Below are 13,804 nucleotides of genomic sequence, written 5' to 3'. Positions count from 1 at the left end.
AATTTTCGCGGATGTTTCTAGGGAGGAGGGAGTCAAGTATGGCGAATGATCAGCATACGGAATCTGAAACAGAACTGACATTGGACCAGGTCAAAGATCAACTGGTGGAATTAGGCAAGAAAAGATCTTCGTTAACATATAAAGAAATTATGGAGAAGCTTTCGCCTTTCGATCAGGATCCTGAGCAAATGGACGAGTTTTTTGAGCATTTAGGGGATTTGGGGATAGATGTTGTAAATGACAGCGATGATGAGCTCGGCCATCGCGGCGATGATGAAAGTCGCAGCGACGGCGACGAATTCAGCTTTGATGATGATTTGACATTGCCTCCCGGTATCAAAATCAACGACCCGGTACGCATGTATTTAAAGGAAATCGGCAGGGTGCCCCTGCTCTCGGCCGATGATGAAATTGAGCTGGCTAAACGCATTGAGAATGGCGACGAGGAAGCGAAGCGCCGTCTGGCTGAAGCTAACCTCAGACTCGTGGTCAGCATTGCGAAACGTTATGTAGGCCGCGGCATGCTCTTTCTGGATTTGATTCAAGAAGGAAACATGGGTTTGATCAAAGCAGTGGAGAAGTTCGACTTCAAGAAGGGCTTTAAATTCAGTACCTATGCGACATGGTGGATTCGCCAGGCCATCACGCGGGCCATCGCTGACCAAGCCCGTACGATCCGTATTCCGGTGCATATGGTAGAAACGATCAATAAGCTAATCCGCGTTTCTCGTCAATTGCTGCAGGAGTTGGGGCGCGAACCGACGCCGGAAGAAATTGCAGCGGAGATGGAGCTTAGCGTTGAAAAAGTTCGTGAGATCATGAAAATAGCACAAGAGCCCGTATCGCTGGAAACGCCGATCGGCGAAGAAGATGATTCGCATCTAGGGGACTTCATTGAGGATCAGGAGGCGTTGGCCCCTGCGGATGCCGCGGCTTATGAACTGCTGAAGGAGCAGTTGGAGGATGTGCTGGATACGTTGACCGAGCGGGAAGAGAACGTCCTGCGCCTGCGCTTCGGCTTGGATGACGGCCGGACGAGAACGCTGGAGGAAGTTGGCAAAGTATTTGGCGTGACACGGGAAAGAATTCGTCAAATCGAAGCGAAAGCATTGCGCAAGCTTCGCCATCCTAGCCGCAGTAAACGGTTGAAGGATTTCTTGGAATAGGTCGTCGTGCTACCCTGACCCTTCTGCAGCAGCAGAAAGGTCTTTTTTTTCAGGAAAGCGGCATATGGTTTACATTAGTTTTACTTTTTTCCTATTTTTTCTTGCTGATTTTATTTTAGCTTTTTTCCTGGCCCAATGCAAATGAAAATGGTGCGGATATTTGTTGGATGGAGGGAGTAATTACTCGGATGAAATTATCATCAAGATTACAGCATATCGCGGACAGATTGCCTCCGGGCTGCCGTTTTGCGGATATTGGCTCTGATCATGGGCTGCTGCCGGTATGGGCAGTAAAGCACGGGACAGCGGTATCTGCCGTTGCTGGAGAGGTCAATGACGGGCCGCTGGAGGCTGCGAGAAGACAGGTAGCGGAAGCGGGACTAAGTCAATCGGTATCCGTCCGCAAGGGAGACGGCTTGGAGGTGATTGCTCCCGGCGAAGTGGACGCGATTACGATTGCGGGTATGGGAGGCGCCTTAATCAGCTCCATATTAGAGGCGGGAGTAGATAAGCTTGCAGGTGTTAAACGGCTCATTTTGCAGCCCAATGTTGGGGAGGAGTTCGTCAGGCGCTGGCTGCTGGAGCATGATTGGTATGTTTCGGATGAGGTGATCGTGGCGGAGGATGGAAAAATATACGAGATCATTACGGCGGATGCCGTTTCCGGTGCAGCAGGTCTGAATGATGAGCTGTATTCTCAAAGACTGCTGCAGCAAGTGCGGGGTGATGCCAATAGCGGCGCAGCGTTAACGAAGGAATTGTTGTTAATGATGGGACCGAGATTAACTGCGCAGGCTGGAGAGGTGTTCTTCGATAAATGGAATGCCGAAATCTCCAAATTGGAGAAAATCCAGCGTTCTGTTGCGGGTTCCCAGCTTCCGTCCTCCCAGAAGAAAGAGCAGGAGTTAAGTATATTAATCAAGCAGCTTAAGGAGGTGCTGGCATGTTTGCCAAAGGTCAAACCGTAATCCAGTATATGGAGCAGCTGGCTCCGAAGCATGTCGCCATGGAGGGCGATAAAATCGGACTGCAGCTTGGGACGCTGCAGAAGGAAGTCCGCAATGTGCTCGTCGCCTTGGATGTAAACGAAGAGGTGGTCGATGAGGCGATTGCGCTTGACGCGGATTTAATCATCGCGCATCATGCGATTATTTACAGGCCGTTAGCGGGTCTGCAAACCGATACGCCGATGGGGAAGGTCTATGAGAAGCTGATCAAGAATGACATCGCCGTCTATATCAGCCATACGAACCTGGATGTAACGGAAGGCGGTATGAATGACTGGATGGCTGAGGCGCTAGGCATTGAGAATACGGCCCCATTGGAAGATATTCATACGGACAAGCTGTACAAATTGGTCGTATTCGTGCCGAAGAACCACCATCAGAAAGTGCTGGATGCGATTCTGAATGCCGGGGCGGGATGGATTGGCAACTACAGCCACTGCAGCTTCAATATTGAAGGATACGGCACGTTTCTGCCTAGGGAGGGAACCGATCCATACCTGGGAGAGCAGGGCAAGCTGGAGCGGGCGGAGGAAGTCCGCATCGAGACGATTATCACTGACAGCGTGAGGAATAAGGTTATTCAGGCCATGCTCAAAAATCATCCATATGAAGAAGTGGCCTATGATCTTTATCCAATGGATTTGAAGGGACGGAGCCTTGGATTAGGGAGAGTAGGCAGGGTTGCCGAGCCTGTCACTCTGGGGGCATTTGTCGAGCGGGTTAAAGAGAAGCTGGATGTTCCCGCCGTAAGGGTCGTAGGGGATTTGGAGCGGCAGATCAAGAAGGCGGCTGTCGTCGGCGGCTCGGGAGGGCGCTACTGGAGGCATGCCCAGTTCCGGGGTGCGGATGTGCTTGTTACCGGCGATATCGACTATCATACCGCCCAGGACGCGCTCATGGCGGGTATTACCTTGATCGATCCAGGGCACAACGCCGAGAAAATCATGAAAGCAAAAGTGGCGGCCTGGCTTGCCGATAAGATTGCCGAGCACAAGTATGAGACGAAGGTCCATGCTTCGGCCATTGATACAGAGCCGTTTGCATTCCGCTGAGGTCAAATTGCTGGCATTGGAAGAAAACGTCAGCATTGGCGCTGATTTATACTTGTGATTGCAGAGTAATCCCTGTATACTATTTAATGTTGCCTTCGAAAGTTTGACAGACAATCGCCGGCGGCTATTAGCCGCGGGAGGAAAGTCCGGGCTCCAAAGGGCAGGGTGCTGGATAATGTCCAGTCGGCGCGAGCCGAAGGATAGTGCCACAGAAACGGACCGCCGATGGCCGCCGCAAGGCGTGCACAGGCAAGGATGGAACCGAGGTGTAAGAGACCCCGAGGAACGCTGGTGACTTCGTTCCTGGTAAACCCCACCTGGAGCAAGACCTAATGAGACGCAGCTTGCGCCTGCGGGCACAGGCAGCTTTCGCCCGAAGCGCGTCTAGGTTGGTCGCTGGAGCCGTGCAGTAATGTACGGCCTAGATAGATGATTGTCACTTACTAGCGGGAGGGTAGTTCCCGATTACCGCGAACGGTACAGAACCCGGCTTATGGCAAACTTTCATCACTGCAACAAGTTTTTATGAACGGTCCTAGCGCTGTTCCAATTTTAAATCCAATTGAAGTAGATCACTGGGCCTGGCCTTGGAGCTGTGGTTCTTAATGTGGTCGGTTAATAAAAAAACACTATGCTGTTAGAAGATGACTCCTAAACTGTTAGGAGTCATCTTCTTTAATGTACATGATGCGATGTCGTAATAACTTCTCGGGGCACGGTTTACCTTGAGGCACTGCGAACCTTTTCCCTGTAAGCCCTTTCAATTTAATCGTTCATTAAATTCTTTTCTCGAGAATAGTTATTAATTTCGGAATGTAGTCTAGCTCCATATTTTTTATTTCGTAAAGATGAAGAAGCAGCCGTTTTTTCAACGATATATCCTTGCTCAGATGATATTTAATGTAGATGTTTCTTAAAATACGAGCTTTCTCATCTATTTTTGCAAAAGCCAGTATAAGATCGTCTGAGTGTTCGATATAGGAATGCTCGGTTAAATATTGTATAAGCAGTAATAAACAACGTTTGTGCTCCATCAAAACTTGATACGGCAGAATAGTTTGGTCTACTTCGGTATTGTTTTCCCCGATAAGTTCTATGAATCTGGAAAAATCATTGTATATGTCCATCCCAAATAACGCATGATCCCGTGGTTTTGGAAAAACAGAAAACCTCTCGTATGTATTACGGGCATGCAAATAATCATCGAGCAAATTATAAGCTAACCGGATATTAAATTGGTACTTTACGTCCTTCTCCCGTTCTATAACGAGAATTTTAGCCCTGTTGTTCGGTTCACCAACAAATCCTTGCATAGCAGCATCGGTAAAGTCGGAGATCGGCAATGAAAGCAATTCATATCGATCTCTTAAGGAGTAGTCCATATAATAGATGAGCCCCTCTTCCAAATGATATCCGGTAACTAATATTTGGCTGCGCCTATGGTGTTTTAAGTAAGATCTAGAGTTAGGTATGTAATAAGAGTTGCAGTTTATGTAAACGAATTGATCATTATTAATACAATTGATAATAAATTGGGCTAAGTCTGTTAGGGAAGACACCAGCCTAGTCTCTATTTCTTGAATATATAAGAATGGATTATTGCAATGCCGAGCCAATAAATTATGACCAGTGTAAAAGCTTAGCCAATGTACGTCCTCTTCTATTGGTCTCTCCGTCTGTAATTGAAGAAAATGATTAATGACCCAGCCTAAAGCTTCTTTATCCTTCTCCATAATTGCTAGAAAATGCGAGTATCTTTTATAAACTGCAACAGTAGGTTTTTCGACATCAAGGACTTTCCTCACTTAGATATAACCTCCTTCTGGATAATTGCATTGTATTATAAGTCAGAAGATTATCTTCGTCAATAAAAAATGTCTTTTAACCAATAAAATTACAATTTATATTATTGTTTACAAGTGCGATAAAAATGAATTCCTAAATTTCTGGGTGATAGGTGAATTAAATGTGAATGTATTTACAGAGAAATGCCCGTAACTCCATACAGCATACTGGGTAACGGGCATTTTATTTATATTTTATAAACATGCAACTCCAGAATTCGTGACTTAGCGCTGCAGAGTATCATCCAGCAGCCGCTTCAGCTTCTGGTCGATATGCTGGGGCCACAGCTGCAGCGGAGCCCCGCTGGCTCCGGCGGCTTCCAGCGCCGCGAACACGTCGATTTGTCCATATCCGTACATATTGTCATGGCCGGGATCGCCGAGATCGATGACGTTGCTGCGGATAATGTCCATGACCTCCGTATTTTTCAGATCCGGATTGATGGATCGTATCAAAGCGGCAAGCGCGGCCACATGCGGACTAGCCATCGAGGTGCCCGACAATGCGGCGTACTGGTTATCGGGATACGTGCTGGCAATGCTTTCGCCGGGAGCAACTACGTCAACATAGTCGCCGTAATTGGAGAACGACGCTTTCTTTAAGTTGTTGTCGGTAGCCGACACGGACAGCACTTCGGGATATGCTGCCGGATATCCCGGCCGCTCCGTATTGTCATTGCCGGTGGCCGCGACCAGAACGACGTCCTTGTCGAAGGCATACTTGATGGCTTCATGCAGAAATTGGGCATCCGCGTAGTTGCCAAGGCTCATGTTGATAACTTTAGCCCCGTTGTCCACAGCCCATATAATGCCCTGGGCAACGGAGTAGGTCGTACCCGAGCCGGACTGATCCAGCGCCTTAACCGGCAATATTTTGCCGCCCCACGTCATTCCGGCGATGCCCTCATTGTTGTTTACGTTGGCCGAAATGATGCCGGCGACATGCGTGCCGTGCCCTACATCGTCCGTAGGATCCTTGTCGGGATCGATGACATTATATCCCTTCAGCAGCCGTCCCTCCAGATCAGGGTGATACAGATCCACGCCGGTGTCGACAACTCCAACGATGACGTCATTGCTGCCCTTAGATAATTTCCAGCCCCGGTTCGTTTCGATGATGGGCAAATTCCACTGGTATTCGGAAAACAGCAAATCATTAGGAATTTCCGGCGAATCGGCCGCGGGCGCTGTTTCATTCGTCATATACAAATAATGCGGCTCGATAAAGGCCGGGCGCCATTTCTGGACAAAATATTTTTTCAGCTCGTCCATGCTCATGCTATCCGATTGAAAAATATAGGTGTTGCGAATCGACCGCGGCTTATTCGTATGTTTTGCTTTAATATCCTTCTGGATTTGGGCGAGCTGTTGGTCGGACGGAGGCTCTTTAAAGGTCACGACGATTTCATTTTCATAAAAATGGCTTGCTTTTTCATTGTCATGCCCGGTTTTGACAGTAAGGTCCTTAAGGGTGTCGGTATGCACCGATTCGATTTTGTATTTGCCCTCCTTCGGATAAGGGATCAAGCGCAGATTTTTGTCTTGATGCTCTTTGACGCGTCTTAGAATGTGGGTATCCATGACGGCGATGATTCCATCTTTGTTATGTCTGGAAGGCTCGGCAATGACAAAAAAATGCGGATTCTTTTCCGGAAAAACTGGCGATTCATAGGGCTCAGATTTGCGTAGTGCTTTTCGCGCCAGGGCGACATAGTAATTTGTCTGTTCTTGTACATCTGGGGCGGTTCGTTCATTGCTGCCGCGGAAATGCTTATCCTTTCCCGTAGAACTGTACAGCATAATCGAACGAAACTGCTTATGCCCTTTTTGCAGTTCCCGGATATCGGTGGACAGCTTTGATAACGAGGAATCCTTGATACCTTCAGCCAGCGCCTGTAAATGTCTTTTGGCATCAAGTCTGGCCAGCCTTTCTGTTGCTGTGACGTCCCGGCGCAGCATCAACTGCTTCAATTGCTTCTCTTCAGCGGGCCTGGGCACCTCTTTCTGCTTCGTATTTTGCATAATTTGCTGTTTTGTCCGCTGCTGCCCTGCTTGCGGCTGTGGACTAATGTTAAACTGCGGCAACAACGTCAAGACCGTGATGGCTGCCACACCGGACACTCCAATAGCGACCCATCTGCCCCATTTCATGGATCATCCCTCCTGCTGTAGTTTCATGTAACTGTAGGTTGAGGATTTTGCCTTCATTTTATTCCTGAGCTTCTGTATCGATTTGACATTAATTCGGCCGCATATCCGGCATACTGTCGGGGGAAAATGTATGCGAGGTGATCAATATGCCAAATGAAAATAAACCAATTGTCAGATGCAGCGTATCGAATTGCGCTTATTGGGGGGAGCAGAATTATTGCAATGCGGATCTGATCATGATCGATATCGACAAGCATGCAGACCGCAAATATAATGCGGAATTCGCAGGCGAAGCTTTTGATAGCGAGCATAAGGATACCGCAAGTTCATCCGCCGCTACATGCTGTCATACGTTTAAGCCGAAATCATCGTAACAAGGTAAGCAAATCATAATAACTTTTGGAGGTGCAGAAGATGACGGATGAGAATAAGGATTATGTGGAGAATATCCTTGATGATGAAGAACTGACGGGCGATCCGAAGCGGGTGGACTATCCTCGCCGAACACACGAGGAGGAATATTCCGCCGAGGTTGCTCCGACAAGAACGTACGAAAGCTCCCGGACAGACCGTGAAGCGAACCAGGACGATGCAGCGGCAGACACCGGAACGGCAGGCCGTACCGTTGGCTATGTTGGCGTAGGTTTAGGAATCGCTTCTTTATTTGTTTGGTCAATTGTGCTCGGGCCCCTTGCCGCGATTATGGGATTTTACGCCTACAGCCAGGGAAGCAAAACCTCAGGAGCCTGGGCGATCGGTCTCGGCGCTATCGCTACGCTCAGCTATTTCTTTTTGATTCCTTTTACTCGTTAATTTCAGTTTTCTCCGTATTGGCACAGACCTTCGTCTATTCAGACGAAGGTCTTTTCGCGTAAACGAAATAATTTTTCGAAAAAAGGTGGTTATTGTCGGATTTCAAGTGTAAAATATAGGATATAGCATTCCATGGGGAGAAAGAGGAGTTAAGAACGAGATGGAAATCGATACGCGTACGATGGGACAGCTGATTCAGCTCCAAATGATGAATGATATCGACCTACAAGGCACTTCTGTTCAAAGAACCTCTTCCGGAAGTGAAGGTTCTTTATTCGATATATTGCTGAAAGAATTAATGGTGGCGGAAGGACAAGAGCAGACATTGCCGCAGGGCGGCTTGCCTGCTGCCGGCGGGATGCTGCCTGGTACTCTAGAGGATGCCTTATGGTATTTTGTCGGGCAAACTACATACAGTGATGCGGACATGGCATCGCTTCCGGTTGAAGCTTCTAATCCAATTTCGGGTTTATCGGCACCAACAGGCGCGGGAAGGGATATCGACGAGCTCGTCAGCCGTGCCAGCCGGGCTTACGGTGTAGCGGAGAGCTTGATTAAGGCTGTCATTGAGACCGAATCCTCCTTTAATGCCAATGCGGTATCCTCAGCGGGAGCGAAAGGGCTGATGCAGCTCATGGATGGAACAGCTAAAGGATTGGGCGTAAGCAACCCGTTTGATCCTGCCCAGAATATTGACGGAGGCACGCGCTACCTGTCATATCAGCTTCAGCGTTTCGGCGGTGTAAAGACAGCGTTGGCTGCTTATAATGCAGGACCTGGGCGTGTCCAGCGGCTTGGTATCAGCAATGACCAGGAATTGATGGAGAAGCTGCATTTGCTCCCGAAGGAAACGCAGAATTATATTAGAAAGATTGAAACTGCTCAATTGAAGTATCAGGCTTAGCGGCTTGCTAGCAAGGTGGCTGGGCTTATATTCGTTATAGCAAGAAGTCAGAGATCATTTGAGAAAGCGCTGATTCGCTGCGATTTCCCATTTGGTCTTTTTTTTGACAATGACGATATCGTTAGGAATCCGTTACAATAGACAAGGATTATATTGTTCATTAGGGGGGATGAAATGAAGTATTTTGATCACGCAGCTACTACGCCGCCCTATGAAGACGTTATTCGTACCGTTGGAGAAGTGATGGCCCAACACTTTGGGAACCCGTCCTCCTTGCATCGTATGGGAGAAGACAGCGGGAAGCTGTTGTCCAAAGCCAGAGAAGTGTGCGCGCATGCGCTTCAGGTTAATCCGGGGGAAATCGTGTTTACGTCGGGAGCCACGGAGAGCAACAATTTGGCAATCAGGGGCGCGATGGCCAGGTACCGCCAGCGTGGAAATCATATCGTGACAACCACGGTAGAGCATGCTTCCGTATATGAGACCTGCAGACATCTAGAACAGCAGGGGTGCGAGGTGACTTATGTGCCGGTACAGGCCAACGGTGCTGTACGGGTCGAGGATGTCCTAGCAGCGGTAACAGATAACACGGTGCTTGTGTCCGTCATGCATGTCAATAACGAGGTTGGGGCGGTTCAGCCAATCGCTGAAATCGGCAGAGCTTTGAAGAATCGTCATCCCCGGGTTCTCTTCCATGTTGACGGCGTTCAAGGATTCGGCAAGCTGCCGCTGTCCATTCGGGACAGCAGGATTGACCTGTATAGTTTATCGGCTCATAAATTCCGCGGACCTAAAGGAACCGGACTCCTGTATGTCAGGGAAGGAGTGCATCTGACACAGCTGCTGACAGGCGGTGGGCAAGAAGGAGGGCTGCGCTCCGGTACTGAGAACATTCCGTACATTGTTGGTATGACGAAGGCGATGAGAATGGCGGCGGAACGCCAACCTGCTCTTGCTTCGCACTGGTCCAAGCTGAGCCGCGAACTCCATGAAGGACTGGCAGGCTTGCCTGGCCTTGTGGTCAATTCCAGCCCCGATGGAGCGCCGCATATCGTGCATTTCTCCTATCCGGGAATGAAGGCCGAGGCGATGCTTCATATGCTTGAGGAGGAGGGCTTCCTGGTCTCTACGCAGTCTGCCTGCTCCTCTAAACGAAGCGAACCAAGCCGCGTCCTGCTTGCTATGCAGAAAGAGAAGGATTGCGCTTTGTCGGGGATCCGCGTCAGCTTGGGAGATGAGCATACCGAAGAGGATGTCAGACAATTGCTGGGCGCTGTCACGCGCATGATGGAGCGCCTGCAGATCGTGAAAGGTGGAAACAGATAAAATGCTGCAATATGATATGCTTCTGCTTCGTTTCGGGGAAATTACCGTTAAGGGCAGAAATCGTTCTCGTTTTGAAAAAGCTGCTTTAGCTCATGTTCAAGATTTACTGCAGATTTACCCGGCGACCGAAATCAAGAAGGAATACGGGCGGATCTATGTCGTTTTGAACGGAGAGCCTGCAGCTCCAATTATCGAGGTTTTGAAAAATGTATTCGGCGTTACGTCGATTAGTCCAGTCAAGGTAGCGGCACCCGAGATCGATGAGATTATTACTCAGGCAATCAGCTTCATCGAGAGCATGAATATCGTCAGGGAAACGACCTTTAAAGTCAATGCAAGAAGAGTATGGAAGAAGTTCCCTGTATCTTCTCAGGAAATGAACCAAATCATCAGTTCGCCGATCCTGAAATCGTGCTCTTATTTAAAAGTCGATGTGCGCCATCCAGAAATCGAGCTTCGGATCGAGGTCCGCGAGCAGGGGGCTTACCTGTTCTCCGAGGTCGTGCCGGCCGCGGGCGGGTTTCCGCGAGGTACGAACGGGAAAGCGATGCTTCTGCTGTCCGGCGGCATCGACAGCCCGGTTGCCGGATGGGCTGCGATGCGCCGGGGATTGGAAATCGAATGCGTGCATTTTCATAGTTATCCTTATACGAGCAAAAAGGCAGAGGAGAAGGTTATCGATCTCGCTCAGGTGCTGTCCGGATTTTACGGAAAAATCAAGCTTCATCTCGTTCCGTTCACAGAGATTCAGACCACGCTCGCCGGAGGCAATCATGAGAACGTCATGATTACGCTCATGCGCCGGGCGATGCTGCGAATCGCTACCAATCTGGCCGAGCGAAACGGCGCGCTCGCCCTGGTTACAGGGGATAGTCTCGGACAGGTTGCCAGCCAGACGCTGGCCAGCATGAACGTTATCGGAAAGGTTACGTCTCTGCCGATTCTTCGGCCGTTAGTGACAACCGACAAAGAGGAAATTATCGGTTTGGCGCAGCAAATTGGCACTTATGAATTATCTATCCTGCCTTATGAAGATTGCTGTACCCTGTTTGTACCGAAGTCACCATCGACGAACCCGAATTTGCATATCATCGAGAAAATCGAGGCATCCCTGCCTCAACTGGATGAGCAAATTAAAGAAGCGGTCAGCAAGACCGAGACGATCTTGATCAAACCGGGTGAAACCGTCATTAGAAGATCGCAAGGGGAACCGGTTGCACAGGATAAGTGGTTTTAGGAGGGTAAAGGTTAGGCGCAACTCGTTATAGCTCCGGAATAAACAACAAGGCTGCCTCACTAATATGGTGAGGCAGCCTTGTTGTTTGTCATCCCAGATTAGCGTGTAGCATGACGCGAGGGGCGCTTATTGTTCTGCTCACGCCGCCGCTGTCTTTGTTTTGCTGCATAGCCGGCGCCAAGCACGCCTAGAATCGTCAGGATAATAAACACATATTTAACCACGGGCTTGTCCGCAAAGAACGGCGCTAAACGCGGCTCTTCCGTGATCATATGGGAAGCGGTATAGGCGAGTACGGCAGAGCCCACATAAGCTATCCAAGGGAAACGTCCTAACAGCTTGATGAAAAGTGTGCTGCCCCAAATGACGATCGGGACGCTGATCAGCAGGCCGAGGACGACAAGAATCATATGCCGCTGAGAGGCTCCGGCAACGGCGATCACGTTATCGAGTCCCATCGCTGCATCGGCAATAACGATGGTCCTAACTGCAGGCCAGAGGGATTCCTTCGCATCTATCGTTTCATGGCCGCTCTCATCGACCAGCACCTTATAGGCAATGTAAACCAGCATAGCTCCGCCTATGGCAAGCAGCCAAGGAATATTGAGCAGCCATACGACAACAAGCGTCGCGGCGATTCTGAGCAGAACCGCTCCGCCCGTACCTAGCAGGATAGCTTTCTTCTGGATATGTGCGGGCAGCTTTCTGGCGGCCATGCCGATGACGATGGCATTATCTCCAGCCAGAATTAGATCGATGAATATAATATTAATTAAAGCGATAAAAAAAGCAGCGCTAAATAGTTCCACTACGGTCACTTCTTCCATAAATTTTTTGCCATGCACTTTATTATTTATTCACTAAAAATGGTTTTTGTCCAGTGTTGTTTTTGTAAAAGAAAGGGTATAGCTTGGCACATCCCCTCATACAAGTGTATGGGAGGGATAAGCCTATGGAGCATGTAATATTGTTAACCGAAATCCTTATTATTAATTTGGTGCTTAGCGGTGACAATGCTGTCGTTATCGCCATGGCCAGCAGAAATCTTCCCCTTCAGCAGCGCAGGCAAGCCGTATGGTGGGGAGCGCTTGGCGCGGTGCTGATGCGCTGCATCCTGACATGGCTGGCGACGATTTTGCTCAAAATTCCCTATATTCAAGCCATTGGGGGAGTGCTGCTAGGTACGATTGCTTTTAATCTGCTCCAGCACCGGGATAACGATTCGACAAGAAGCCACGCGGACACGATTTGGAAGGCGATACAAACGATACTGTTGGCCGATTTTATCATGAGTCTGGACAATGTACTGGCGATTGCTGCTTTGGCTGACGGAGACCTTGCGATACTGATTATAGGCATTGCCATAAGTATACCCATTGTGATTTGGGGAAGTAATATCATTACAGGATGGCTGCAGCGGTTTCCAATATTGACATTCGCCGGCGCAGGCATATTAGGTTATACGGCCGGGGAAATGCTGATAAAGGATGCAAAATTAGGCGTATTATTGACAGAAATGCTGCCATCCGTACACGGATGGATTCCGGTCATTCTTGCTGCGCTTGTTATTATGTTCGGTTGGATCGGCAATTATAAAGCGACATGAGGGAGTAGCGTTTTCGCTCTTCTTCATATAAACTGGAATAAGGATGGCACAAAAAGGGTAGTCCTGTCCGTAATTGTCAATTGGAAGGTGAGTGACAGAATGTCCGACAACAACAAGCTTATGACCGGCATACTGATCTTAGCTGCGGGAGTCATCATTTTGCTTGGGAAGTGGGGAGTATTCAGCTTTCTCGGAAAAGCGCTGTGGCCGCTGATTCTTTTGATTCCCGGCATCCTGCTGCATATATGGGTTATCTCCAGAAGAGCTTCTGCCGAATTGCTGCTGCCTGCGGGGATTCTTGTCATATACTCCATTCTGTTCTTTATAGGCATCATTGGGGGCTGGACGTTCCTGTTCTACAGATTATGGCCGGCATTTATACTTGGCATTGCGGTAGGCTTGTTTGAGTATTATGCGTATTCAACGCAGCGTCAGAGCGGTATGCTGTTGACGGCCATTGTGCTCGCTGCTGTTTCCATCTTCTTACTGGGCTGGAGCCTGTTCGCCTTTTCCTTTGTTTATCTGCTGGCGATCGTAATGATCGCCGCTGGGATCTGGCTGATTGTAAACCGCGGGAATAGCCGCCGAATCTGGTAGATCTCTGGAAAGTTCTTGAATTAATTCTGGTTTTGCGTATAATATTAAGGATAGGTTAGCGTCGGAAGTTTTCGTCCGGCGCTTCTTTGGGTGGACCAGTC

Annotated in this window: 13 protein-coding genes and 1 other RNA gene; 11 read left to right on the top strand and 3 right to left on the bottom strand. The window is 48.9% G+C overall.

Translation table 11 applies throughout. The features are described 5' to 3' along the window. The first annotated feature begins 38 nt into the window (after positions 1–38). The 4 genes from rpoD (at position 39) to rnpB (ending at position 3,734) form a co-directional block, all read left to right on the top strand. Positions 39–1,166: an RNA polymerase sigma factor RpoD gene (rpoD, locus tag GNP95_RS08615; RefSeq protein WP_155610426.1), complete on the top strand. Its 1,128-nt coding sequence runs from the start codon at positions 39–41 to the stop codon at positions 1,164–1,166. A gap of 188 nt (positions 1,167–1,354) precedes the next feature. After that, on the top strand, positions 1,355–2,134 hold the full coding sequence (locus GNP95_RS08610) for a tRNA (adenine(22)-N(1))-methyltransferase (protein ID WP_155610425.1): 780 nt from the start codon (positions 1,355–1,357) through the stop codon (positions 2,132–2,134). Beyond that, positions 2,110–3,225 (top strand): Nif3-like dinuclear metal center hexameric protein, encoded by a 1,116-nt coding sequence (locus tag GNP95_RS08605; RefSeq protein WP_155610424.1) that lies wholly within the window; start codon positions 2,110–2,112, stop codon positions 3,223–3,225. Before GNP95_RS08610 ends, GNP95_RS08605 begins: the two co-directional genes overlap by 25 nt. Before the next feature lie 98 nt (positions 3,226–3,323). Further along, positions 3,324–3,734: RNase P RNA component class A (gene rnpB, locus GNP95_RS08600), an RNA gene on the top strand. Positions 3,735–4,001: 267 nt separating this feature from the next. Here the strand turns inward: rnpB and GNP95_RS08595 are convergent. Continuing rightward, positions 4,002–5,030: a hypothetical protein gene (locus GNP95_RS08595; RefSeq protein ID WP_155610423.1), complete on the bottom strand. Its 1,029-nt coding sequence runs from the start codon at positions 5,028–5,030 to the stop codon at positions 4,002–4,004. Between the two features lie 264 nt (positions 5,031–5,294). Beyond that, the gene (locus GNP95_RS08590; RefSeq protein ID WP_155610422.1) at positions 5,295–7,220 is read right to left on the bottom strand and encodes a S8 family peptidase; all 1,926 of its coding nucleotides are present in this window, start codon (positions 7,218–7,220) and stop codon (positions 5,295–5,297) included. Positions 7,221–7,366: 146 nt separating this feature from the next. On the opposite strand from GNP95_RS08590, the gene GNP95_RS08585 reads away from it, so the two are divergent. From GNP95_RS08585 to thiI, 5 genes are all read left to right on the top strand, one after another. Next, complete coding sequence (locus GNP95_RS08585; protein ID WP_155610421.1) at positions 7,367–7,594, top strand: DUF1540 domain-containing protein; 228 nt, start codon at positions 7,367–7,369, stop codon at positions 7,592–7,594. Between the two features lie 40 nt (positions 7,595–7,634). Next, a complete protein-coding gene (locus GNP95_RS08580) occupies positions 7,635–8,033 on the top strand; it encodes a hypothetical protein (RefSeq protein ID WP_196427111.1) in 399 nt (132 codons plus the stop codon). A 160-nt stretch (positions 8,034–8,193) separates the two neighbouring features. After that, entirely contained in the window at positions 8,194–8,937 is a 744-nt protein-coding gene (locus tag GNP95_RS08575; RefSeq protein ID WP_155610420.1) for a lytic transglycosylase domain-containing protein, read from the top strand. Between the two features lie 174 nt (positions 8,938–9,111). Further along, positions 9,112–10,263 carry a cysteine desulfurase family protein gene (locus GNP95_RS08570; RefSeq protein WP_155610419.1) on the top strand — a complete coding sequence of 384 codons (1,152 nt, stop codon included), beginning with the start codon at positions 9,112–9,114 and terminating at the stop codon, positions 10,261–10,263. A 4-nt stretch (positions 10,264–10,267) separates the two neighbouring features. After that, positions 10,268–11,500, top strand: a complete 1,233-nt coding sequence (gene thiI, locus GNP95_RS08565; protein ID WP_155610847.1) for a tRNA uracil 4-sulfurtransferase ThiI — start codon at positions 10,268–10,270, stop codon at positions 11,498–11,500. Between the two features lie 98 nt (positions 11,501–11,598). Here thiI and GNP95_RS08560 read toward each other — a convergent pair whose 3' ends face one another. Then, positions 11,599–12,327 (bottom strand): TerC family protein, encoded by a 729-nt coding sequence (locus tag GNP95_RS08560; RefSeq protein WP_155610418.1) that lies wholly within the window; start codon positions 12,325–12,327, stop codon positions 11,599–11,601. A gap of 125 nt (positions 12,328–12,452) precedes the next feature. Here GNP95_RS08560 and GNP95_RS08555 point away from each other — a divergent pair, with 125 nt between their 5' ends. Together GNP95_RS08555 and GNP95_RS08550 are read left to right on the top strand one after the other, a co-directional pair. Next, on the top strand, positions 12,453–13,106 hold the full coding sequence (locus GNP95_RS08555; protein WP_155610417.1) for a TerC family protein: 654 nt from the start codon (positions 12,453–12,455) through the stop codon (positions 13,104–13,106). An 87-nt stretch (positions 13,107–13,193) separates the two neighbouring features. Next, positions 13,194–13,703, top strand: coding sequence for a hypothetical protein (locus tag GNP95_RS08550; protein WP_330163316.1), 510 nt, complete (start codon positions 13,194–13,196; stop codon positions 13,701–13,703). Positions 13,704–13,804 lie beyond the last annotated feature (101 nt).

The organism is Paenibacillus woosongensis (assembly GCF_009725165.1).
GTDB classification, from domain to species: domain Bacteria; phylum Bacillota; class Bacilli; order Paenibacillales; family Paenibacillaceae; genus Fontibacillus; species Fontibacillus woosongensis.
Note: the sequence above shows the minus strand (reverse complement) of the source record. Positions and strands in the feature narration are given on the sequence as shown.